Genomic DNA, 20,943 nt, shown 5'->3' on the forward strand with positions numbered 1-20,943 from the left:
AAACTGTTTAGTTGGTATAAAAAGAAAGGATGACTTACCGTGACGAATTCTACTTATCGAAACATTATTTTGCTCGTTCTTTGCGTAACAGCAGGTATCGTCGATGTGATTGGCTACTTAAGCCTTGGCCATATCTTTACTGCAAATATGACGGGAAACATCGTGCTGCTTGGGTTAGCAATCGGAAACTCGCTTGAAACAACTGTTTTTCATTCCCTCACAGCTTTAGGAGGTTTTATTGTAGGAGTTGTAGGAGCTGCAATCCTAGTTGGAAACAAAGAAAAAACGTTTTGGCCTAAAGCCGTAACGATTGCCCTTGGAATAGAAGGATTGATTTTACTTGTTTTTGCACTTTTATCTTCGTTTTCTCCTTCTTTACACTTAACTTACTTATTTATTTTCTTATTAAGCTCAGCAATGGGTCTTCAAACAACGGCTGCTCGAAAGCTTGGCGTAGCCGGAATTTCTACAACTGTATTAACAGGGACGCTTGCTAACTTCTTTGAAGACGTAACGGCACGTTTTCGCAGCCCTCGCTACCGCAAAACGTTTAACACCGATGCGATTCTTCGCGCGCTGTCTCTTGTGCTTTACTGCTTTGGCGCTGTTATCGCCGCACTTGCAGAGCCAGCTTATAAATTTGAAATTATTTGGCTGCCAATTGTGATTCTATTAGCCATTATCATTTTTGTCAGCACGAAGTTTCGTTCTGATTCAGAAAACAAATAATAATAAAAAACCCGTTTCAATAAAGAAACGGGTCTTTTATTTTCCGGATAGTGCCCCTAACACGCCAAAAATAATGGCGACCACAGGTCCTACAATAAATAGTCCAATTAAAATTGATCGTATAGCTTCCCATAGAAACCATAAAGGGCCTTGCCTGGACTCTGCTTTTTCCACTCTTTCCTCTAGGTGTTCGACTCTTTGCTGAAGCTTCGCTAATTCCTGCGTAACATCTATTTGTTCGCTCATCGCTCAAGCTCCTTTTTTACTCTACATTACCATATACTTCCTTACCAAAACTACTATTTATTTGTGATCACTTCAATGCCGATTTCGCGATAAGCATTTAACACGGTTTCGTTCACATGTTCTTCTGTAATGAGCCAATCTAGTGAGTTGGCTGAGCTGAACGTGTACGTTGAAGACGTATTGAGCTTTTTTGCTGTTACAATAGCCGCTACTTCACTCGCGCTTTTTATCATTTGACTTTTGATGTGCATTTCTTCAAGCAAAGGAATGCTCATACCGATTTTAGGATCGATTGCGTATACGCCTAAAAAACAAAGATCCGCTCGAATTTGCTTAAGCGTATCAACCACGCTTTGTCCTACTGTAACCATCGATTCTTTTCGAAACGTTCCTCCAAGAGAAACAACTTCTACAAAGTCATGTTCCGCTAGTGCAACGGTAATTAACGGACTGTTTGTAATAACCGTAACGTTTAAATTCTTTGGAAAAGCTTTGACGAGCTGAATATTTGTTGTACTTCCGTCCATCAAGAGCACCTGCCCGTCTTTAATTAACGGAAGCGCCGCAACGGCAAGTGAATGCTTAACATCCATCAATTCACGTTTACGCTCTTTGTAATCAACCGCAGACGTGGAACGCGGAAGCGCTCCTCCGTGTACGCGCTGCAGCAGACCAAGCGCGTCCATTTCCCGCAGATCTCTGCGGATTGTATCTTCTGAAACGTTCAGCGTTTGGCTAAGCGTCGTAGCTACAATGCGCCCTTCTTTTTCAAGCAAATTCATAATTTGTTTGCGTCTTTCTTGTTTTAACATTGCTTGTTCACCTGTTTTCTTTCTGCTTTTTACTTTATTATACTTGTTTCTTTTGTAAAAACAATGTAAAAACGCTTGATTATCAGTGTTTTTTCGTTTATTGTAGGATAAACAAGATAAAACATGCAAAAACAAGTAATAATAATCAAAGGGAGAGATAGTTTATGAAGATGATTTTTACAGACTTAGATGGAACTCTTTTAAATAGCAGCAGTGAAATTAGCACAATTAATGCAGAAGCAATTAAAAAAGCGCAAAAACACGGAGTTGAAGTCGTGGTTGCTACGGGACGCGCTTATTTCGACGTGCAGGAAATTTTAAAAAAAGCTGAGCTTTCCAACCTTTGGGTGATTGCCGCAAACGGAGCGACTATTCATGACCCGGACGGACAGCTCAGACATTCTGTTCCAATTGATGCCCATCACGTAAAAGAAGCGCTTCAGTGGCTGGATGCAAACGAATTTTATTATGAAGTGTTTGCTGAACATGCCATTTATACGCCAAACTCAGGCCGTGAGCTGCTGGCCATTGAAATTGACCGAGTAAAAAGCGCCAATAAAAACGTGGACGAAGAAAGACTTCATCACGCGGCGGCTAAGCAGTACAGCCAAACGGGATTTGCCTTTGTTGCATCGTATGAAGATATTTTAAATACAAACGCTGAGCTTTATAACGTATTGGCTTTTTCATTTGATGATGAAAAACGAAAAAAAGGCTGGGATCACTTTAGCAAGCAGCACGACATGACCCTTGTCTCTTCCGCTGATCATAACTTTGAACTCGAACACAAAGATGCGTCAAAAGGAAACGCATTAAACTACGTTGTAAAAGAGGTTGGCGCTTCTCTTCACGATACCATTGCCATTGGAGACAGCTTTAACGACGTATCGATGCTGCAAAGAGCTGGAAAAGGAATCGCTATGGCAAATGCGCATGCAGAAATTAAAGCACTAGCTGATGACGTTACATTAACAAACGATGAAAACGGAGTAGCTTCCGTTATTGAAAACGTGTTAGAAACGCAGCTAAAAGAACATTAAAAAAACGCTTGGCAAATGCCAAGCGTTTTTAAATCGTCATGCGATAAAGACCGCCAAACCAGCTGAATAGCGCAACGAAAAACAGCAGCCACGCGCTGGTTTTCTTTCTTTTTTGCCACTCAATTGCTCCTAAAACTAGCATGGTTAAGCCTAGGAGTATATTTAAAAGCGAAAGGAACTGGTCATTGTGAGTGAGCATCATATAAAGAGCCAGTCCAACGGTAATAATTGAAAAAATAAGCTGTAATACTTTTAACAAAAAATCTCTTCTTACTTATAGTTCACTTCTTCATTCACGCACGTCACTAAAGGCTTTTTCTCAAGACCTAAAAGCAGGTTCTGGACGGCTAGATCTGCCATGCGATTGCGCGTTTCGTACGTAGCGCTTCCAATATGCGGCGTTACTAGCACATTTGAAAGCTGCAGCAGCTTGTGATCTGCCGGAAGCGGCTCTGGGTCTGTTACGTCCAGTGCGGCATACGCAATTTCTTCATGTTTCAGCGCTTCGTACAGTGCTTCCGTATCCACTAATCCCCCGCGCGCTGCGTTCACAAAATACGCGCTGTTTTTCATAGCTTTAAATTCCGCTTCTCCAAACATGCCTTTGCTTTCATTTGAAAGCGGCACTAAGCATACGATACAGTCAGCTGTGTGAAGCAGCTCTTCAAATGAGAGGTATACGGCATCAAGCTCTTTTTCGGCTTCATGCTTGCGGCTTCGGTTGTGGTAAACGATGTTCATCCCCGATGCCTTTGCTCGTCTGGCAACGGCGCTTCCGATATCGCCCATTCCAACAATACCAAGCGTTTTTCCAAATAAATCAACGCCAAATACCGTTTCCCAGTTTCCTTGTTTCACTTTTTCATAGCCTTCATGAATGCGGCGAGCTGCTGACAATAAGAGACCAAACGTTAAGTCTGCCGTTGCTTCTACTAGCACTCCTGGCGTATTGCTAAACGGCACGCCTTTTTTTGTACACGCTTCGACATCTACACTGTCATACCCTACGCCTGATTGAGAAATAACGCGCAGGTTCGGGGCTGCTTCTAACAGCTCTTCATCTACTGTAATGTGGCCGATATTAAAAAAGCCGTCAGCATCACGAAGCCAGTCGCGCAGCGTTTCTTGTGGAATCTTCCCTTCTCCTTCCCACATTTGAATATCGCAGTGTTCCGCTAGCTTTTCGTAAGCGTTTGGCCACGTCTTTCCAGACATAACAACTTTGTATTTCCCCATGTTGATCTCTCCTTTTCCTTGTTCACTCATATGTATGAATAGTAACTAGCTATCCTATCATAAGACTACTATAAAGATGAAACTTTTTCCATTCAGGAACCGTATTTATAGTAAGGGGGAAGACGAATGTTTGAAGATGAAATGATATTTGAAGATAACCCGTCCGGAGATGACATTGTTTTTGAAGGTGATGCTGACCTAAGCGGAGGCGCTTTTTTTCCAGACGATGCGTTATTTAACGGAATGCCTACGTTTGTTATGCTATTTTTTGTTATTGTTATTGGTATTTTCTTATTTTCTATTTTTAAAGGAATCAGCACGTGGAGCAAAAATGAGCAGTCTCCCCGTCTATCCGTAAAAGCAAAAATTACGGGCAAACGGACAAACGTCCAGCACCACAACAGTCACGCTCACGAACATCACCACTCTCACACGTCTACAACTTACTACGTAACCTTTCAATTTGAAAGCACCGACCGCTCTGAATTTACTGTTTCAGGCAGCCAGTACGGCAAGCTTGCAGAAGGTGATGAAGGAATGCTGACGTTTCAAGGAACTCGTTTTTTGGATTTTCAAAGGAATCCAAGTAAAGAACATACAGATGCTTAGCTTATGACCTCGTGCTTTTAGAGGTCTTTTTTACTGGAGTGAGGCATTTATACAGCAAACGACCTATTTGTGCCCTTTTTACACTGTAGAAGAACGTTAATCCGTATAAAAACATACCGTGTAACACATTCATTTAAGCAGGCAGGTGATTTTATGTATTCTCCTTATTCAGGCAGCGGTATCTACTACGGACATTACGGAGAGGCCCCTCATTCGCATCCTATTCAAACAATACTGACGCAATACTGGCACGAAACCCACTATCCAGGCCCACACAAAAAATATGTTCACGTGTATTATCTCAACCCATCTTCCCTTCATTATTATCCAACCTATCGAACATTTTTGTAAAAGCCTGGTGATTCCTTCGTCTTTATATTGTAAAATTAATCCATATACTTTTAATTTGGAAAGGAGGTTAACAAACAGTGCACAATTCTAAAATAAAAAATAGTGTGGCGATCACTACTTTGCTTTCCGCCCTATTTTTCTGCTCTATCATAGTTCTTGCTTCGCTTTCTCCTTTAGCAGATTCAGGCCCCAACGTTAACACGCTCGGCTCAGTTGGGATGTGGTTATCGCTTGGCATGATTCTGTTTTTATATCTGTTGCCTTTGACATTTTATCTGCTGGGAATGCATTTCTTAAAATTTGTGATGGCCGCTTTTTGCAGCATTGGACTTTTAATCGCTGCTAGTACTCTATTACTAATGCCGGCTCTGTTTTTATTCGCACTGGAAGATTTCTCAGGAAACTTAGCTTCCATCATAGGTGTAATGATTTCTTGCTTAGGCTTACTGATTACGAATATTGTGTGGTTTGTTGCTGCGTTTAAAAGACCGTCAGCCACTATGCAGGAAAGCGTTTAAAATGGTGAAGAGATGGCATACTAATTTTTCAGTTAAAGACGAATAAAATGGAGAGATGAGCTGAACCGCTTGTTACACCGCTGTTGATTTCCGTGCAAGACTTCGCTTTCCGCGGGCGGCCGGTGAGCCTCCTCGTAGCTTACGCTCCTGTGGGGTCTCACCTGTTCCGCTTTCCCCGCAGGAGTCTTCGTCTTGCCCTCCAATCACCAGCTAGAAGCAGCCACATACATGAAACTATCAATAAAAAATCCGAACGAATTTCATTCTCTATTAAGGTTCTCCATTCATCGTTCGGATCTTCCTTCAACTAAAATACGTTTATCCCAGCCTCTTTTTATAGCTCGGTAGGCAAGTAGTGCAAATACATATCCAAGCAGTCTTCGTGCTGAGACAACACGTCCATTGTTTCTTTGCGAGGTTTTGTATAAATAGTCGCATAGTCTACTTCACCCTGTGTAGGATTTACTGGAAAAGCCAGTTTTTCTTTTTTTAGCGAAAAGTCGGCCTGCACTTCTTCTTTATTTCCTCTCGCGTCTAATCGAATCCATTTCTCTTCACTTTTGATGTAGACAGCATTTAACGCATGAATACAGTAGCCTGTGTCTATCGTATCCCCAAGGATTAATCTTTGATAACAAAAGCCTGTCGGAATCCCTTCTGCACGCAGCAAAGCGGCTAGTAGATTAGATTTGCTGTAACAAATTCCTTCCTTTTCTTTTAAAGCCTCTGAAGCCGTTTTCGTGATGATTCTGCTTTGAATATCCCATGAATGAGAAACTTCATCTCTCACAAACTCGTACGCTTTTTTTATGTACGCTATTGGAGAATAAGGCGAGCCGCTTTTGAGTTCACGTACCTTTTGTTGAATTAAAGGATGTGTAAAATTCACTTGAGAAAGTTCTTGTATATAGTCTTCTTTTTGTAACGATTCACAAATTAACTTCATTTACTTTTTTCCTCCTCTTATCTTCACCGTGTGTTTTTTTATTCATAATATTGAATTTTATTACATATTTTTATATAATGAAAGACCACTTAAACGGAAAACGATAGTAGATACGAGATTGAAAGAGGTTTTGTTTTTGGTGACGTTATTTTTAACAAATGTGCTGCTCGGTCTTTCGATTGCCCTTCCCGTGGGTACGGTAACGATTGAAATGACGAAGCAAGGTTTAAAAAATGGTTTTCTTCACGGCTGGGTTGTGGGACTTGGAGGCATGACGGTTGATTTGTTGCTAATTGTGCTTCTTTACTCTGGACTGGCTTCTTTTTTGTCTGCTCCTTTTATCCAGCTTGTTATGTGGCTTGTAGGGGCACTTTTTTTACTTTATATTGGCTATGACAGCATTAGACACGCGGATCATGATATAACGGCTCCTGGAGAACACGTAAAAAAGTCGTTTGCCTCTTCTTATGTGAACGGAATCTTTGTTGCCATTTCTCCTAGCAATCTCATTTTTTGGCTGAGCGTGTTTGGAACGGTGCTGACAAATTCGCTTCAATCCTCTCACTCTTTTCATTTCCTAGTAATTGCTGCCGGAATATTAACGGGAATTTTAATTCATGACCTGGGCTTAATGACAATTGTCTCTGGAACTAGAAAAGTGCTGAATCAGCTTTATATCAAATGGGTTTCTATTGCAGCTGGATGTATCTTAATTGGCTTTTCATGCTATTTTCTCTACCGATTTATCGGGAATCTGCGCATGTACTTTTAATGTTTCTACATATTTTATGATTTACTATATCCCCTCTTTATCTAGTATAGAGAGGGAATTTTTATAATCTATCAGGGACTACCAGACAAAAAGTTCACATTTTCGTCACATTTCTATTGATTTTTTTCTCTTTTTATACGAAAATATAAAAAAGGGAGGAAATATCATGAAAATCAAAAAAGCACTTCGCATCTTTATTGGATCAAACGTCCTTGTATTATTAACATTTGGCCTTCTTCCAGCACTGTTAGTTAACCCCGATATTGACCTAATTCAATCATTTATTAATTATATAGGCAAGGATTAATTCCACTTAAAATAGTCAAAATTTTCAATCTATTATTTTTATAAAAAAAGACAGCGCAGGCTGTCTTTTTTAGTAGGTTTTTTATTTAGTTGAAAACAGCTTTTTAACATCTACTTTTTGATCTTTAACAATCGTATACGTCGCCTGTTTTTTATCTTCAAAGTTAAACGCTTTTATGTAATCGTCATCGTAAATCGTTAATCCGTACGCATCTTTTCCGCTTTCGACGATTTTTACCCAGTACGCCTGGTCAAACTTTGGGTCCAGCTCCTTGCTTTTTTTCACTTCTATTTTTGCTAAAGAATGTACGATTTGCTTTATCGCTTTTTTGTCATCTACTACACGTTTTCCTTCGTCCGTATCTATTTCAATACGCGTAACGTTTGCTTCCTCTACTTTTATGACGTCTTTTAACTGATAGGCTTTCCCGGTATATGTAAAATAAAATATGACGATAAATAGAAGTGCAGCTATAATAATCGTTCTTTTTTTCAAAAGGAACCTCCTTTTCTACATCACGCTGCATTCAGGTGATACACCTTTTTATTCCTCCTGTTCCGCATCCTTTTAGTACAATGCTGCTTCCTACAAGCAGACTGTAGATTAATCCCGGAACAGGAAGTATTAACGTTATCATCAACAGTAACATGCCCGTACTTGTAAGAGCTACTCCTGCAGCTCGATTTTTCATTCATTTCACCGCCATCTCTTGGTGAATTTTTTATATGAAGCAATAGAAATAGTATTAATCTTCTACCTACTTATGTATTGTTCGCTTATAGGTCAGAATCGTCAACACGCCTACTAGGAAGATCGTTGCTTCACATTACCTTTTTTTAACTAACTCATGATTTATGAAATAAAAACAGCTCATCTACTGTTGCTCCCAGTTCTTGGGCCAGCTGGAAAGCCAGCGCTAAGCTTGGATCATACTTATTGTTTTCAATTGCGTTAATCGTTTGTCTAGATACACCGCATACTTTCGCCAATTCATCTTGAGACATCCGCTTGACTTTACGCAGTTCTTTAATTCGGTTTTCCACCATTCATCACTCATCTCTAAAATGTAAAAAACTTTTTACATCCATATCTTATATTATCTTCCTTGTTACTGTCAAATATGTTTGACAAAGTAGCGTCTTTTACATAACTGAAATAGAGGTTAGAACAAAAGTAGGTTAGTTGAAGGACAAGGCGAACGAGTTTGATTAAGAATTCATCTCGTGCTAATTTTTTTATGGGTATGGTGAACGTAGGTTTCGTGTATGTAGGTGCTTCTAGCTGATGATTGGAGGGCAAGGCGAAGACTCCTGCGGGAAAAAGCGGAACAGGTGAGACCCCGCAGGAGCGCAAGCGACGAGGAGGCTCAGCGGCCGCCCGCGGAAAGCGAAGCCTTGCACGGAAATCATTAGCAGTGTAACAAGCAATTCATAGTAGTAACATTAAAGCTCCTTACTCATATTAAACCACTGCACGCCTGCATGCTGGGACTGCGCAACTCCTTGATTCACATATCCATTTTTTTCGTAAAACGGAATCAATTCTTCTTTACACGTTAAAGTCACCGTTACGCGCTGTTTGTTCCGTGCTTGTTTTTCAAACTCTTTTAGCAGCATACTGGCAATTCCTTTGTGATGATGCTTGGGATTTACAACGATACCCAAAATACTTTGATAACCGCCTGTCTCAGGGTTCGAAATCGTTTTTTCAAACAAATCATCCGTAATAAACGGAGCTGAAATGACGGGTCCGTTCACATATCCGATTATTTCTTCATTTTCTTCGGCGATGATAAACGTATCAGGAATGGTTTTAATTCGCGTGATAAATGCATCTTTTGAGGCAGCTTCTTCAGGTGTAAACCCTTTGTTTTCTAATGTAATTAATTGGTTTAAATCTTTTTCATCCACTTGTCTTATAATCATTGAAACGATTCCTTTCATTATGTATTTCTCTTTTTTCTCTAAAAGCTTCTATTATATATAACTATCTCTTTCTACTATATATAAAAACGCACAAACAAAAAAGGATTGACCTCTGCATCATACAGAATTCAACCCTACTTCGCTGTTTAATGAACGTCTTGATTATTTAATAAATGCACCAAATGGCTTGCCCACCGGAAGCACAACTCGACCGTAGTGAGTATTTAATACAGCCGCTGCAGATCCATAGAATGAAAACAGAGCAATTAATAGCTCTGACACTGCTGCTAGTAAGTGCGTGTATTCATATGCCACACCAAATGTACTTAGCGATAATCCAATAAATAAGGAATCAATTAATACAAAAATAATAAATAATACTTTATGAGTGCCCATTGCTCCAATCGTCATAAAAACGCTGAAAATTAAGTAGCCGACAAAAGCAAATGCTAGCTGCTTCGGATCCGCTTCTTTTGCGAGCGCTTCTCCAAATGCGCCAAGCTGAATAAGCCATGTCATCGCTACACCTAGCCAAAATAAACCGAAGGCACCAAAAGCAGTTGCGCCGAAGGTATTATTATGTTTGAAATCTTGCATAGACGCAATTAGCTGCCCTATTCCGCCTAAAAAAATTGCCCATGGCAATACCAATGAAACACCATCGGTTACCCCAAGCTTTTGAAACGATGCAACAAGTGTCACCATGGCAAGTCCGAATAGGCCTAGCGCTGATGGATCCGCTGTTACAATTTTAACGTGCTGCGTGCTGTTGTTACTCATGTTGTACCTCCCTGATTTTAAAAACACCTTTAAAAAGATACAAAAATCTACGGGAAGTGTCAATGGATATTTTTGGCCTTTAAAAAACCCATAAGACCAAGCAGTGTAGCGTTTACACTGCTTGGTCTTGACTTTCTTGTTATTAAGCGTTTTGTAATAAATTTTTTCTTGTTTGTTTTGCAGACTCAACCATCACTTTTAAAGCTTCCACCGTCTCGCTGATTCCTCTTGTTTTAAGACCGCAGTCGGGATTAATCCAAAACAATGCAGGATCAAGCACTTTTAGAGCGCGGTCAATGTTTCGTGTCAGCTCTTCAAGCTTCGGTACGCGCGGGCTGTGGATATCATATACGCCAAGTCCAATTCCCTGGTTATACGTATGTTTTTCAAACGCATAAATTAATTCACCGTGGCTTTTGGACGTTTCAATGGAAATCACGTCGGCATCAAGCGCTTTGATCGCATCAATAATCTCTTCGAATTCCGAATAGCACATATGCGTGTGAATTTGCGTCTCGTTTTGCACCGATACCGTGGCTAATTTGAACGCATACACCGCGGCGCTCAAGTAGCTTTCCCAGTTTTCTCGTTTTAACGGCAGTCCTTCACGCAGCGCCGGTTCATCTACTTGAATCATTGAAATGCCCTGACTTTCAAGTGCTTCCACTTCTTTTCTAAGAGCAAGCGCAATTTGATTTGCCACGTCGTAGCGCGGGATATCATCACGCACAAATGACCAGTTTAAAATCGTAATCGGCCCCGTCAGCATTCCTTTAACAGGCTTATTGGTTAGAGACCGTGCGTAGACCGTTTCTTTGATCGTCATCGCCTGCTCGTACGAGACATCTCCGTAAATAAGCGGCGGCTTGACGCAGCGAGAACCGTATGATTGCACCCAGCCAAACTTCGTAAACTGAAAGCCTCCTAATTTTTCACCGAAGTATTCAACCATGTCCGTACGCTCAAACTCTCCGTGCACAAGGACATCTAAGCCGATGTCTTCTTGAATTTCAATCCATTTTTTGATTTCAGCGTTAATGTACGCTTCATACGCTTTGTCGCTCAATTCTCCTTTACGCCACTTTAGACGCTCTTTTCTCACTTCTTTTGTTTGCGGAAAGCTTCCAATTGTTGTCGTTGGAAGAAGCGGCAGTTGAAACGCTTCTTGTTGAACGCGTTGACGTACGTCAAACGGCGCTTGGCGCTCTGCTTTATAGCTGTCCAGCTGCTTCAGCTCTTTTTGCACGTCTTGGTGATTTCGAAAAGATGATCCATTTAATGCTTGAATCGCCTGTTTGTTTACACTTATTTCTTTTTCAATTGCTTCTTTTCCTTGCTGCACCGCTTTTGTTAAAAGCGTGATTTCCTTTAGCTTTTCATCTGCAAAAGACAGCGCGTTTTTTAGAATTGGCTCAATGGTTTTTTCGCTTTTCACCGTGACAGGAACATGTAATAAACTTGATGAAGGCTGCAGAATCAAACGGTCTTTTGATACAGCTTCTTCAATTTCACTGATTGTTAAAAGCTGTTCGTCCAAGTTTTCACGCCAAATGTTTCGTCCGTCAATCACTCCTGCTGCCAGCACTTTATCAGTTGGAAAACCATATTTATTAAGCGCCGTGAGATTTTCGCCTCGGTCATGTACAAAATCCAATCCAATTCCGTGAACAGGAAGAGCAACTACTTCTTTATAGTAATCTACGCTGTCAAAATACGTCTGCAAAATGACTTTTACATTCGGTGCCGCTTTTTTCAAAGCTTCATAGACTTCTTTATAGAGCGCCAGGTCTTCTTTTGATAGCGTTGTAGCTAAAACCGGCTCATCTATTTGTACCCACTCTACTCCTTCTGCCTGAAGCTCAGCTAAAATAGTCGCATACAGAGGAACAAATTGTTCAACTACTTTTTTAAACTCACTTTTTTTATATCCTTTTGACAGCTTCACAAATGTTACTGGACCTAAAATAACGGGTTTGCCTTTGATATTCAGCTTTTGTTTTGCTTCTTTGTAAAATTGAAGCGGGCGATTTTCTACAAGTGCCGGCGTACATTCCTCAAGCTCGGGTACGATGTAGTGATAATTTGTGTTAAACCATTTTGTCATCGTAGAAGCTACCGCACCTTTTGTTCCTCGCGCGATGTCAAAATACGTTTCAAGCGATACCGGGCCTCCGTTATATTCAAAGCGCTTTGGCACCAAACCAAACATAGCGGCTGTATCTAACACGTGATCGTATAAGCTAAAATCGCCGACTGGAATTAATTCAATTCCTGCGTCACGCTGTTTTTTCAGATGTCCTAGACGAAGAGCTTCAATTTCCTGAAGAAAGATATCTTTCTCTAGCTTTCCTGCCCAAAACTGCTCAAGCGCTTTTTTCCATTCTCGTTTTTCACCAATTCTTGGATAACCTACATTTGAACTTTTTACACTGCTCATTTTTTCCACTCCCTGTATATTTTTTTATCGCTAAACTAAAAAATCTCCCTTTTCGAAATGAAAAGAGAGATGATACGCATACTTAACTAAAGTTGAGATAGCCTGTTTTTCTCAACACGTATTCCTCACTCCTCTCTATATCCCGTAGAGCTTAAGTGCATACAACAGGCAGGTCTCCTGACTTAGGTTCATCGCTTCCTATCCCTTCCCATTTCAACATGAAACAGTGGTTAATAAGTTGCTCCCCATTACAGTGGCGGGACCGCGCCGGCTTTTCACCGGTCTTCCCTTTTAAGCTGCGTACATTCGTTACACAGCACCTGATGCATTTCTATGAAATTGTTCATTCAAAACACCTTTACATAAAATAAAAAGCCTCTCTATTATGAATAGAGAGGCATAGTATCTATGAAATCCTCTCTTATTTTTCAAAGCTGTACGCTTTGCAGGATGTAGCACCTTTTTAACAAGATTGTTAAATGGTTGCCGGGCTTCACAGGGCCAGTCCCTCCGCCTCTCTCAATAAGAGTTTTAATTGTTTATAATATTTTGAATGTAAAGTCATCTTAACACCTTACATTTATGTTGTCAAAAGAAATTTCAAAAAAATTAGTTTTCAGGAGGCGTTGACGCTAATTTTTGCCTTAATAATTTGTAATCATCTTTTCGATGTGTTTCGATCAAGTCTTTTGCTCCTTGATGATACCCTGAAGAATAAATGTACTCTACCGCCGTTTCGATAAGCATTCTCTTTTCTTCCGCACATTCTCGGTCCATTAGGGGGAACAGTCTACCTAAAAGGTCATTTAAATCTTCCTTAATAAAACGATTGAGTCCTTCTTGCATCTTTTCGTTTGCCATGATAGCTCCTCCATTTGCTGTGTATGTTCTAAGTTTCTATAAACAGGCATTTCACTGTGAATGTTAAGATAAAGTTAAGTCATTAAACAGTATATCAAGTGAATGTTTTTCTTCAATTACATATGTAATACAAATATATGACAAATATAGAGAATATATCATCATTCACTATCTATTATAACGCTTGGCTTAGCCTTCTGCTACAAGGTTTCGTACGGTTTTCCAAAAGAGGTTGAGACATAACGAAGTGAATCCAATCTAAAGGCAAATGGGATTCATGAGCTGAATCGCTTGTGACACCGCAGTTGATTTCCGTATAAGACTTCGCTTTCCGCGGGCGGTCGCTGAGCCTCCTCGTCGCATAAGCTCCTGTGGGGTCTCACCTGTTCCGCTTTTCCCGCAGGAGTCTTCGTCTTGTCCTCCAATCACCTACTAGAAAGACCTATACACATGAAATCTACGTTTACCCTAATAAAAAAATGAACCACTAATCAAGATGCTTGATTAGTGGTTCATTTTTCATTTCGCCTAAAACCCTTTTTTCCCAGCCTCTTTTTTTTGAACCTAGCTTTCTACTTTCTTGTTTTTACAAACAACTTCTTCGAGGTCGTCCAAAATCCTTCCAAAGAAGAGGTCCTAAAATGTCGTACCGGCTAACAAAAAACTCCGTAAAATTATAATTATTTAAAATTAAAGGCGGTTCAAAATCAAGGGGAGCACCCGCGCCTCCTGATAATACAAAATCAGTGCCTCTTCCAAGCGTAAACGACCCGTTTCTGTTTTTTCTAATAAACTGCTCGTCATACGCATGCACGTGGCTAACTAACACTTTTTTCACGCGATGTTCTTGAATTAAATCAAAAAATTCTTGACTTTGAGGAGTCGTTACAGGAAAACCTCCCAGGTCTGACCACCGGCCAATATTTGGCTGCGCATGCATGGCTACAACGGTATTACGAGGAGCATCCTCTAGCTGCTGCTCTAAATAATTCAGCTCTCTATCTGTAAATCCATATATTTTATTCTTGGGACTGATGATATTATTTAATGCGATGCACCGGAAGTTAAAGACAGGAATATCAATGACCCAGTGCACTTTTCCGATAGTGGCTCTGAAGTTTTCGAGGTTGCTTTCTTCAAGGTTTAATTCATCATGATTCCCTACGCATACAAACACGGGAATGTTTGGTGCTATTTTTTCGACAACCTTAACAAAGTGCTCCAAATACCTCTTTTCTCCTGTATACACGGTGTCTCCCCCATGAATAATAAACAGCGGATTCAATTCCACCGCCTTTTTTAACACAAGCTCAAATTCACCGCTCATCGTGTAACAATTATCGTTTGGTCCGTCACCTCTGCTGTCGCCCATAAAAACAAAGTTGAATGGATCTCTCGGATTTAATTGTTTAATTCTTTGCTTTAATAACTTTTCAGAACGTTCATGAAGCGTCAAATTCATCAACTAGTTAATCCTCCTATTACTAAATAAAATTGGTTAAAAGTAAACAAGCTTACTTATTTATATGGAAATTTGCTGATGAAGGTCACTATCTTCTTGTAAGAAGAACGCACATTTAAATGAGTTTCCATAGCCTATCTATTCTTTCATTTTGTTAAGCACGGATAGGACAACATAAAAGCTAGAATCTCAGTATCTATTAATAAGAGCTGGAGCATAATCCAAAGACGAGCAAAGGCCGACATGAGCTGAACCGCTTGTTGCCCCGCAGGAGTCTTCGCCTTGCTCTCCAATCAACTGCTAGAAGAAATGAAACAGCTGAAACCTGCGTTCACCATAAAAAACGAACCACTAATCAAACACTTTGATTAGTGGTTCGTTTTTCACTTCGGCTAAAATATTTTTATCTCAGCACCTTACATTTGAAACATTTACGACAATTAAACATATTTATTACGCTCAACTGGACTTAACGAATTTCTTTCAGAACGAGCTGCCATGTCTGTTTCAATTTGCTCTAGGCTGCGCCCTTTAGTTTCGACAACTACAAAGCGTATGAAGAATAATCCGAGAATACAAATGATCCCAAACGTTGAAAAGATCACACCTAAGCTAAACTGATCGGCTAAAATAGGAAACACAAGCCCTACTGCAAGCGATCCTGTCCAGTTAAAGGCAGATGAAATACCAGCACCGATTCCGCGTACAGAAAGCGGGAAAATTTCTCCTACAATGATCCACGTAAGCGGCGCCCAAGAAAACGCATAGCACAGGATAAAGCAGCAAAGTGCAATTAACGTAACCCAGTTCACGACGGATTCATTAACGCCTACTGCTCCAAGAATAGCCGGGGTAAAAAAGGAAAGAGCCATTCCCGCTCCGCCAACCGTAAGAATAGTACGGCGATTAAATTTATCAACAAACTGCAGAAAAATAAGTGTTGTCACAACGAAGATTACCCCAACAATAACCGTAAAACCAGCAGCTACCTGCGGCGCTAAACCAACTTGACGGGCAATGCTTGTTGCATAATAAACAATCGAGTTTGAGCCTTGAATTTGCTGAAAAGTTGCCATTCCGACACCGATAATTAATGCTAAACGAAACTTTTTATGAAACAGCTGTTTAATGCCTGATTGTTCATGCACAGCTACGCTTTGAATTTCAGATACTTCAGCTTCGACTTCCGCTGCTGAGGAACGAAGCGTGCGCAGCACTTCACGCGCTTTATCTGCCATTCCGTTTTTAATTAAGTAGCGAGGTGACTCCGGAAGCTTGATCATCCCGATGCATAAGACAATTGCAAAAATACCGGCGCTGCCAAGCATTAATCGCCAGCTGTTTGGAACCGGCTCAAAAATAAAGGCTACGATATAGCTTAACAATAACCCAATTACAATCATTAGCTGATTTAAACCTGAAAGCTTCCCGCGAATATGAGCAGGTGCGATTTCTGACATATAGGCAGGAACTAACGAAGAAGCCGTTCCCACTGCTGTACCTAAAAAGATGCGCGCAATCGTTAACGTAATTTCCTCTGGTGCAATCGCTGAACCGATGGAACCTAACAGAAAAATGATAGAGGAAATTAAAATTAACTTTCTTCGTCCAAACTTATCACCTAATAATCCGCTTAAAATAGAACCGATAATTGCTCCGCCCATAAGCGACGAAACTACAATTCCCAGCCAGAGCGGACTTAAATGAAACGCTTCACGGATATGACCTTCTGCACCAGCAATAATCCCAATATCATAACCGAATAAAATACCGGCAAATGAGCCGAAGAAGAAGATAAACTTACTTGATACTTTACTCATGATTATATCCCCTTTGTATTGTCTTAGTTTTTCTTCCTGCCACACTTATTTAAAACGCTTTCATTTATTTCTAAAAACGGCGTTCTTTTACTGACGCTATATTTTCACTTCCAAGGAAGCAGCGCTCCCTTGGAAGTAATGATGCTTACTTAATAATGACGTACTCTAAATTCACAAGCTTTGCATAGCTCACAATTTGATCCGTAGTTAAATTTAATGAAAGAACCGTATGATGGCCTCCTCCGTTTTCAATCCACGCTTTAACGCCGTCTTGGAAGTTCGGCTTAATGTTCCAAAGCACGCGCGCTACCGGAAGATTTGGAGCTGGAACTTCCGGCTCAAATGCCGATACTTCGTTAATTAACAGCTTGTAATGCGTGCCAAAGTCAGCCATGGAAACGACTACACCTTCTCCTTGTTTACCGTCAAACACTAAGCGGGCCGGGTCTTCGCGGTTGCCGATACCTAGCGGAGAAACGATTAGTTTTGGCTTGTTTATCGCTAGCGTCGGGTCTACTTCAAGCATGTGTGATTGAAGCACTGACTCACGTCCGGGTGCTAATTCATACGTGTAGTCTTCCATAAAGCCCGTTGACTGATTGTGGCTCATCACTTTAAGCAGGCGGTCAAGCGCCGCTGTTTTCCAGTCTCCTTCACCAGCAAATCCGTATCCTTGTGCCATCAAGCGTTGTACGGCTAGACCTGGAAGCTGCTTCATGCCGTACAAATCTTCAAAGTTAGTCGTAAAAGCGCTGTAGCCGCCTTCGTCTAGAAAACGTTTAATCGCAATTTCATAGCTTGCCTGTACTTTTACGCTAGACTCCCAGTCTTCTGCAGAATAATCACCGTAAACAAATTCATACGCGTCTGCATATTCAGCAAATAAATCATTGATTTCTTCTTCCGTAACGGCATTGACATATTGAACAAGGTCACCGATTCCAAAGTAGTCAACCGTCCATCCAAATTGAATTTGCGCTTCGATTTTATCTCCTTCTGTCACTCCCACGTTGCGCATATTGTCACCGAAACGCGCAACTTTAATGTTGAAGCTTTCGTTATAAGCAGCGGCTACGTCCATCCACTGTGCAATTTGCTGCTGTACTTCGGGGCGCTCCCAGTAGCCTACTACGATTTTATTTTTCTTGTTCAAACGCGCGTTGATAAAGCCGTATTCACGATCACCGTGAGCGGACTGATTCAAGTTCATAAAATCCATATCAATCGTTTCCCAAGGAATGCTTTCGTTAAATTGTGTTGCCAAATGAAGCAGCGGTTTTTGCAGCAACTTGGTACCGCGAATCCACATTTTTGCAGGCGAGAACGTATGCATCCACGTGATTACACCGGCAACTTCATCTCGGTAATTCACTTCTTTCATCATGCTTGTAATCGTATCAGCGTTCACAGCTAAATCTTGCAGCACAAGCGGATAAGGTAAGACACCGCTTTCATTTAAAGCATCAGTCATACTTTGCGCGTGTGCTTTTACTTCTGCTAGCGCTTCTTTTCCGTAAAGATGCTGTGAACCAACAATAAACCAAAATTCTTTTTGAGTCGTTTTTAACATGATAATCCCCTTTTCTGTATGTAAGTCTTTTAATTCCCTTGCCCGTAATACGCATTTTGTCCGTGTTTTCGTAAATAATGTTTGTCTAATATACGCTGCGGCAGCTCTTCAGCCAGCCCGTTTAATTTTTGGGTAAAGAAGTTCATCTTGGATACTTCGTCTAATACGACGCTGTTCATTACCGCCGTTTTGGCATCTTTTCCCCACGTAAACGGCCCGTGTCCTTGAAGTAAAATACCAGGAACCGCTAGCACATCTAAACCGCGCTTTTCAAACGTTTCAATGATTACCTTGCCCGTTTCCACTTCATATCCGTCATTCACTTCTTTTTCTGTCAAAAAGCGCGCGCACGGTACGGAACCATAAAAGGTATCGGCATGAGTCGTTCCCATTGCCTGCACATCAAGCCCTGCTTGAGCCCAAATGGTCGCCCACGTTGAATGCGTATGAGCAATACCGCCAATTTCGGGATAGTGTTTATATAGTACAGCATGTGTCAGCGTATCAGACGACGGGTTAAGCTCACCTTCTACCACGCGGCCATCTAAATCGACGACGACCATGTCTTGTGCCGTCATTTTTTCATACGTCACCCCGCTTGGTTTAATCACAAACAAACCGCTGTCTCGATCAACTGCACTTACATTTCCCCACGTGTACTTGACCAGTCCGTGTTTTGGCAAATCGAGGTTTGCTTGAAATACTTCTTCTTTTAATTTATCTAGCACAGTAACTCCTCCCGTTCTTCGCTGTGATGCTCGGCAGCTGTTTTTTCAATCACTAGCCCTTTTTTATATCTTTTAATAAATGCTTCAAACCCTTTTACATCGAGCTCGTCAGGGTAGATTTCCTGTGCGGTCACTTCTTTAAAAACTTTATCATCCAAGAAATCTTCTAAACTTTCATTCTCACTTTTATTGAGCATATAAGAAGAAAGAATAGCCATGCCCCACGCGCCGCCTTCTCCCGCTGTGTCCATGACGGAAACCGGGGTATTAATTGCCGCTGCCATCATTTTTTGACCCACTACCGGCGTTTTAAATAATCCTCCGTGCGCTAAAATACTGTGAATCTTTACGTTTTCTTCTTTGACTAAAAGATCCATTCCTATTTTTAAAGCGCCAAAAGCTGTAAAAAGATGTGTACGCATAAAGTTTGCTAGATTAAAATTGCTTTTTGCTGAACGGACAAATAGCGGACGTCCACTTTCTACTCCGGTAATATTTTCACCTGAGAAATAGCCGTAGCTTAGCAAGCCCCCTCCATCAGGATCAGCTTCTAACGCTTTATTTAACATCACTTGGAATAATTTATCCGACTCTACTTTTTGCCCCATCGCCTCCGAAAATTCACGAAACAATCCGAGCCAAGCGTTTAAGTCGCTTGAGCAGTTATTCGCATGAACCATGGCAACTGGGCTGCCGTTTGGCGTGGTAACCAAATCAATTTCCGGATAGACTTTTGAAAGCTTTTTATCTAGTACAATCATCGCAAAAACGGACGTTCCTACTGAAACATTTCCCGTGCGTTTTCTTACGCTGTTTGTCGCCACCATTCCCGTTCCTGCATCTCCTTCTGGAGGACAAAACGGAATGCCCGGCTGCAAATTTTTTGATTGATCTAAAATGCTAGCTCCTATCGCTGTTAATATGCCTGCTTGCTCGCCTGAAGTATGAACTGCAGGCAGAATATCTGTTAGTTGCCACGGATATCCTTTGTAAGAAATAAGCTCATCAAACTGCTTCATCATCGCTTCGCTGTAATTTTTTGTGCGTTCATCAATCGGAAACATCCCCGAGGCATCTCCAATTCCAAGCGCTTTACTGCCCGTTAGCAGCCAGTGAATATAGCCGGCTAGCGTTGTTATGTAATGGATGCGCGGCAGGTGTTTTTCTTGATTGATGATTGCCTGATACAGATGCGCAATGCTCCATCGTTCAGGAATATTAAAGTTAAAATGTTCAGTTAATTCTTTTGCTGCTTCGCTTGTTGTTGCATTACGCCACGTTCGAAACGGAACAAGCAGCTCACCCGTTTTATCAAACGCCATATATCCGTGCATCATAGCTGAAACACCGATAGAGCCAACTGTTCGAATGGTGATTCCGTAGCTTCGTTCCACTTCTTGCTTCATTTCACGGTAAGCACTTTGCAAACCTGTAATAATATCAAGTAAGTTGTACGTCCAAAAACCGTCTTCCAAGAGATTTTCCCATTCATAACTGCCTGATGCGATCGTTTCAAAGTTTTCATTAATCAGCACCGCTTTAATACGAGTAGATCCAAGTTCAATTCCAAGGGACGTTTTTCCTTTAGCAATTGCTTGTTTTATGGTTTCTTGAGTTGTTTTCACGTTTAATCTCCTTTCTGATAGCTATAAAGATACCTATAGCAGCAAGGAAGCGCTTTCCGTTTTATGTAACGCTGTTTGAATTTGTTAACAACTTAAGTATATTTATTTGTACGTACATTTGTCAATAATAAAATTATATATGCACACAAATACTCAAAACACCCTACTA

26 protein-coding genes and 2 riboswitches are annotated in these 20,943 nt (G+C 40.9%); of the genes, 7 read left to right on the top strand and 19 right to left on the bottom strand.

What is annotated here, in order from left to right; translation table 11 throughout:
• Positions 1–39 precede the first annotated feature (39 nt).
• The gene (locus tag WKH56_RS23885; RefSeq protein WP_028414707.1) at positions 40–729 is read left to right on the top strand and encodes a YoaK family protein; all 690 of its coding nucleotides are present in this window, start codon (positions 40–42) and stop codon (positions 727–729) included.
• 36 nt (positions 730–765) lie between these two features.
• On the opposite strand, the gene WKH56_RS23890 is transcribed toward WKH56_RS23885, so the two are convergent.
• Together WKH56_RS23890 and WKH56_RS23895 are read right to left on the bottom strand one after the other, a co-directional pair.
• Positions 766–975, bottom strand: coding sequence for a hypothetical protein (locus WKH56_RS23890; protein WP_028414708.1), 210 nt, complete (start codon positions 973–975; stop codon positions 766–768).
• A gap of 53 nt (positions 976–1,028) precedes the next feature.
• Entirely contained in the window at positions 1,029–1,787 is a 759-nt protein-coding gene (locus WKH56_RS23895; protein ID WP_014458988.1) for a DeoR/GlpR family DNA-binding transcription regulator, read from the bottom strand.
• 164 nt (positions 1,788–1,951) lie between these two features.
• Between WKH56_RS23895 and WKH56_RS23900 the strand changes: the two genes are divergently transcribed.
• Entirely contained in the window at positions 1,952–2,827 is an 876-nt protein-coding gene (locus WKH56_RS23900; RefSeq protein ID WP_048019417.1) for a Cof-type HAD-IIB family hydrolase, read from the top strand.
• Between the two features lie 28 nt (positions 2,828–2,855).
• Here WKH56_RS23900 and WKH56_RS23905 read toward each other — a convergent pair whose 3' ends face one another.
• Together WKH56_RS23905 and WKH56_RS23910 are read right to left on the bottom strand one after the other, a co-directional pair.
• Complete coding sequence (locus WKH56_RS23905; protein ID WP_080968608.1) at positions 2,856–3,086, bottom strand: DUF3953 domain-containing protein; 231 nt, start codon at positions 3,084–3,086, stop codon at positions 2,856–2,858.
• Between the two features lie 11 nt (positions 3,087–3,097).
• Entirely contained in the window at positions 3,098–4,063 is a 966-nt protein-coding gene (locus WKH56_RS23910; RefSeq protein WP_028414711.1) for a 2-hydroxyacid dehydrogenase, read from the bottom strand.
• A gap of 126 nt (positions 4,064–4,189) precedes the next feature.
• Between WKH56_RS23910 and WKH56_RS23915 the strand changes: the two genes are divergently transcribed.
• A complete protein-coding gene (locus WKH56_RS23915) occupies positions 4,190–4,672 on the top strand; it encodes a DUF2500 domain-containing protein (RefSeq protein ID WP_221832339.1) in 483 nt (160 codons plus the stop codon).
• Positions 4,673–5,100: 428 nt separating this feature from the next.
• Complete coding sequence (locus WKH56_RS23920; protein ID WP_310884010.1) at positions 5,101–5,541, top strand: DUF5391 family protein; 441 nt, start codon at positions 5,101–5,103, stop codon at positions 5,539–5,541.
• Positions 5,542–5,613: 72 nt separating this feature from the next.
• On the opposite strand, the gene WKH56_RS23925 is transcribed toward WKH56_RS23920, so the two are convergent.
• Positions 5,614–5,748 (bottom strand): hypothetical protein, encoded by a 135-nt coding sequence (locus WKH56_RS23925; RefSeq protein ID WP_255293408.1) that lies wholly within the window; start codon positions 5,746–5,748, stop codon positions 5,614–5,616.
• A gap of 127 nt (positions 5,749–5,875) precedes the next feature.
• Positions 5,876–6,487 carry a transglutaminase-like domain-containing protein gene (locus tag WKH56_RS23930; protein ID WP_310884011.1) on the bottom strand — a complete coding sequence of 204 codons (612 nt, stop codon included), beginning with the start codon at positions 6,485–6,487 and terminating at the stop codon, positions 5,876–5,878.
• Between the two features lie 139 nt (positions 6,488–6,626).
• On the opposite strand from WKH56_RS23930, the gene WKH56_RS23935 reads away from it, so the two are divergent.
• Together WKH56_RS23935 and WKH56_RS23940 are read left to right on the top strand one after the other, a co-directional pair.
• Complete coding sequence (locus WKH56_RS23935; RefSeq protein WP_048019640.1) at positions 6,627–7,259, top strand: LysE family translocator; 633 nt, start codon at positions 6,627–6,629, stop codon at positions 7,257–7,259.
• A gap of 166 nt (positions 7,260–7,425) precedes the next feature.
• Positions 7,426–7,566 (top strand): hypothetical protein, encoded by a 141-nt coding sequence (locus WKH56_RS23940; RefSeq protein WP_013058226.1) that lies wholly within the window; start codon positions 7,426–7,428, stop codon positions 7,564–7,566.
• An 81-nt stretch (positions 7,567–7,647) separates the two neighbouring features.
• Here WKH56_RS23940 and WKH56_RS23945 read toward each other — a convergent pair whose 3' ends face one another.
• From WKH56_RS23945 to WKH56_RS23955, 3 genes are all read right to left on the bottom strand, one after another.
• Positions 7,648–8,061, bottom strand: coding sequence for a DUF5301 domain-containing protein (locus WKH56_RS23945; protein ID WP_310884012.1), 414 nt, complete (start codon positions 8,059–8,061; stop codon positions 7,648–7,650).
• Between the two features lie 31 nt (positions 8,062–8,092).
• Positions 8,093–8,257, bottom strand: a complete 165-nt coding sequence (locus WKH56_RS23950) for a hypothetical protein (protein ID WP_255902057.1) — start codon at positions 8,255–8,257, stop codon at positions 8,093–8,095.
• A gap of 154 nt (positions 8,258–8,411) precedes the next feature.
• Positions 8,412–8,612: a helix-turn-helix transcriptional regulator gene (locus WKH56_RS23955; RefSeq protein WP_063247495.1), complete on the bottom strand. Its 201-nt coding sequence runs from the start codon at positions 8,610–8,612 to the stop codon at positions 8,412–8,414.
• Between the two features lie 242 nt (positions 8,613–8,854).
• Between WKH56_RS23955 and WKH56_RS23960 the strand changes: the two genes are divergently transcribed.
• Positions 8,855–8,986: a hypothetical protein gene (locus tag WKH56_RS23960; protein WP_259345520.1), complete on the top strand. Its 132-nt coding sequence runs from the start codon at positions 8,855–8,857 to the stop codon at positions 8,984–8,986.
• A gap of 22 nt (positions 8,987–9,008) precedes the next feature.
• On the opposite strand, the gene WKH56_RS23965 is transcribed toward WKH56_RS23960, so the two are convergent.
• The 10 genes from WKH56_RS23965 to WKH56_RS24010 form a co-directional block, all read right to left on the bottom strand.
• Positions 9,009–9,509, bottom strand: a complete 501-nt coding sequence (locus WKH56_RS23965) for a GNAT family N-acetyltransferase (RefSeq protein WP_033580157.1) — start codon at positions 9,507–9,509, stop codon at positions 9,009–9,011.
• Between the two features lie 144 nt (positions 9,510–9,653).
• On the bottom strand, positions 9,654–10,271 hold the full coding sequence (locus tag WKH56_RS23970; protein WP_310884013.1) for an acetate uptake transporter: 618 nt from the start codon (positions 10,269–10,271) through the stop codon (positions 9,654–9,656).
• 142 nt (positions 10,272–10,413) lie between these two features.
• A complete protein-coding gene (gene metE, locus WKH56_RS23975; protein WP_310884014.1) occupies positions 10,414–12,708 on the bottom strand; it encodes a 5-methyltetrahydropteroyltriglutamate--homocysteine S-methyltransferase in 2,295 nt (764 codons plus the stop codon).
• Positions 12,709–12,858: 150 nt separating this feature from the next.
• A riboswitch (cobalamin riboswitch) is annotated at positions 12,859–13,047 on the bottom strand.
• A gap of 79 nt (positions 13,048–13,126) precedes the next feature.
• Positions 13,127–13,237, bottom strand: a riboswitch (SAM riboswitch).
• Positions 13,238–13,317: 80 nt separating this feature from the next.
• Positions 13,318–13,569, bottom strand: a complete 252-nt coding sequence (locus WKH56_RS23980; protein WP_028414722.1) for a hypothetical protein — start codon at positions 13,567–13,569, stop codon at positions 13,318–13,320.
• Between the two features lie 258 nt (positions 13,570–13,827).
• Entirely contained in the window at positions 13,828–13,998 is a 171-nt protein-coding gene (locus WKH56_RS23985; protein ID WP_255902070.1) for a hypothetical protein, read from the bottom strand.
• Positions 13,999–14,155: 157 nt separating this feature from the next.
• On the bottom strand, positions 14,156–15,031 hold the full coding sequence (locus tag WKH56_RS23990) for a metallophosphoesterase family protein (RefSeq protein WP_223546690.1): 876 nt from the start codon (positions 15,029–15,031) through the stop codon (positions 14,156–14,158).
• A gap of 440 nt (positions 15,032–15,471) precedes the next feature.
• The gene (locus WKH56_RS23995) at positions 15,472–16,851 is read right to left on the bottom strand and encodes a sugar porter family MFS transporter (protein WP_048019409.1); all 1,380 of its coding nucleotides are present in this window, start codon (positions 16,849–16,851) and stop codon (positions 15,472–15,474) included.
• Positions 16,852–16,996: 145 nt separating this feature from the next.
• Entirely contained in the window at positions 16,997–18,421 is a 1,425-nt protein-coding gene (araA, locus tag WKH56_RS24000) for an L-arabinose isomerase (protein ID WP_310884015.1), read from the bottom strand.
• Between the two features lie 29 nt (positions 18,422–18,450).
• Positions 18,451–19,149, bottom strand: coding sequence for an L-ribulose-5-phosphate 4-epimerase (locus tag WKH56_RS24005; protein WP_098999159.1), 699 nt, complete (start codon positions 19,147–19,149; stop codon positions 18,451–18,453).
• Complete coding sequence (locus WKH56_RS24010) at positions 19,143–20,774, bottom strand: xylulokinase (protein ID WP_255902115.1); 1,632 nt, start codon at positions 20,772–20,774, stop codon at positions 19,143–19,145. Before WKH56_RS24010 ends, WKH56_RS24005 begins: the two co-directional genes overlap by 7 nt.
• Positions 20,775–20,943: the final 169 nt, after the last annotated feature.

Source organism: Priestia sp. SB1, from assembly GCF_038898415.1.

What these genes read in the sequence shown, in the direction of transcription:
- WKH56_RS23895 (WP_014458988.1), bottom strand. Translation starts at nt 1,787, where the DNA reads ATGTTAAAACAAGAAAGACGCAAACAAATTATGAATTTGCTTGAAAAA.
- araA (WP_310884015.1), bottom strand. Translation starts at nt 18,421, where the DNA reads ATGTTAAAAACGACTCAAAAAGAATTTTGGTTTATTGTTGGTTCACAG.
- WKH56_RS23910 (WP_028414711.1), bottom strand. Translation starts at nt 4,063, where the DNA reads ATGGGGAAATACAAAGTTGTTATGTCTGGAAAGACGTGGCCAAACGCT.
- WKH56_RS23955 (WP_063247495.1), bottom strand. Translation starts at nt 8,612, where the DNA reads ATGGTGGAAAACCGAATTAAAGAACTGCGTAAAGTCAAGCGGATGTCT.
- WKH56_RS23995 (WP_048019409.1), bottom strand. Translation starts at nt 16,851, where the DNA reads ATGAGTAAAGTATCAAGTAAGTTTATCTTCTTCTTCGGCTCATTTGCC.
- WKH56_RS23970 (WP_310884013.1), bottom strand. Translation starts at nt 10,271, where the DNA reads ATGAGTAACAACAGCACGCAGCACGTTAAAATTGTAACAGCGGATCCA.
- WKH56_RS23915 (WP_221832339.1), top strand. Translation starts at nt 4,190, where the DNA reads ATGTTTGAAGATGAAATGATATTTGAAGATAACCCGTCCGGAGATGAC.
- WKH56_RS23965 (WP_033580157.1), bottom strand. Translation starts at nt 9,509, where the DNA reads ATGAAAGGAATCGTTTCAATGATTATAAGACAAGTGGATGAAAAAGAT.
- WKH56_RS23950 (WP_255902057.1), bottom strand. Translation starts at nt 8,257, where the DNA reads ATGAAAAATCGAGCTGCAGGAGTAGCTCTTACAAGTACGGGCATGTTA.
- WKH56_RS23990 (WP_223546690.1), bottom strand. Translation starts at nt 15,031, where the DNA reads ATGAATTTGACGCTTCATGAACGTTCTGAAAAGTTATTAAAGCAAAGA.
- WKH56_RS23940 (WP_013058226.1), top strand. Translation starts at nt 7,426, where the DNA reads ATGAAAATCAAAAAAGCACTTCGCATCTTTATTGGATCAAACGTCCTT.
- metE (WP_310884014.1), bottom strand. Translation starts at nt 12,708, where the DNA reads ATGAGCAGTGTAAAAAGTTCAAATGTAGGTTATCCAAGAATTGGTGAA.
- WKH56_RS23890 (WP_028414708.1), bottom strand. Translation starts at nt 975, where the DNA reads ATGAGCGAACAAATAGATGTTACGCAGGAATTAGCGAAGCTTCAGCAA.
- WKH56_RS23980 (WP_028414722.1), bottom strand. Translation starts at nt 13,569, where the DNA reads ATGGCAAACGAAAAGATGCAAGAAGGACTCAATCGTTTTATTAAGGAA.
- WKH56_RS23900 (WP_048019417.1), top strand. Translation starts at nt 1,952, where the DNA reads ATGAAGATGATTTTTACAGACTTAGATGGAACTCTTTTAAATAGCAGC.
- WKH56_RS23930 (WP_310884011.1), bottom strand. Translation starts at nt 6,487, where the DNA reads ATGAAGTTAATTTGTGAATCGTTACAAAAAGAAGACTATATACAAGAA.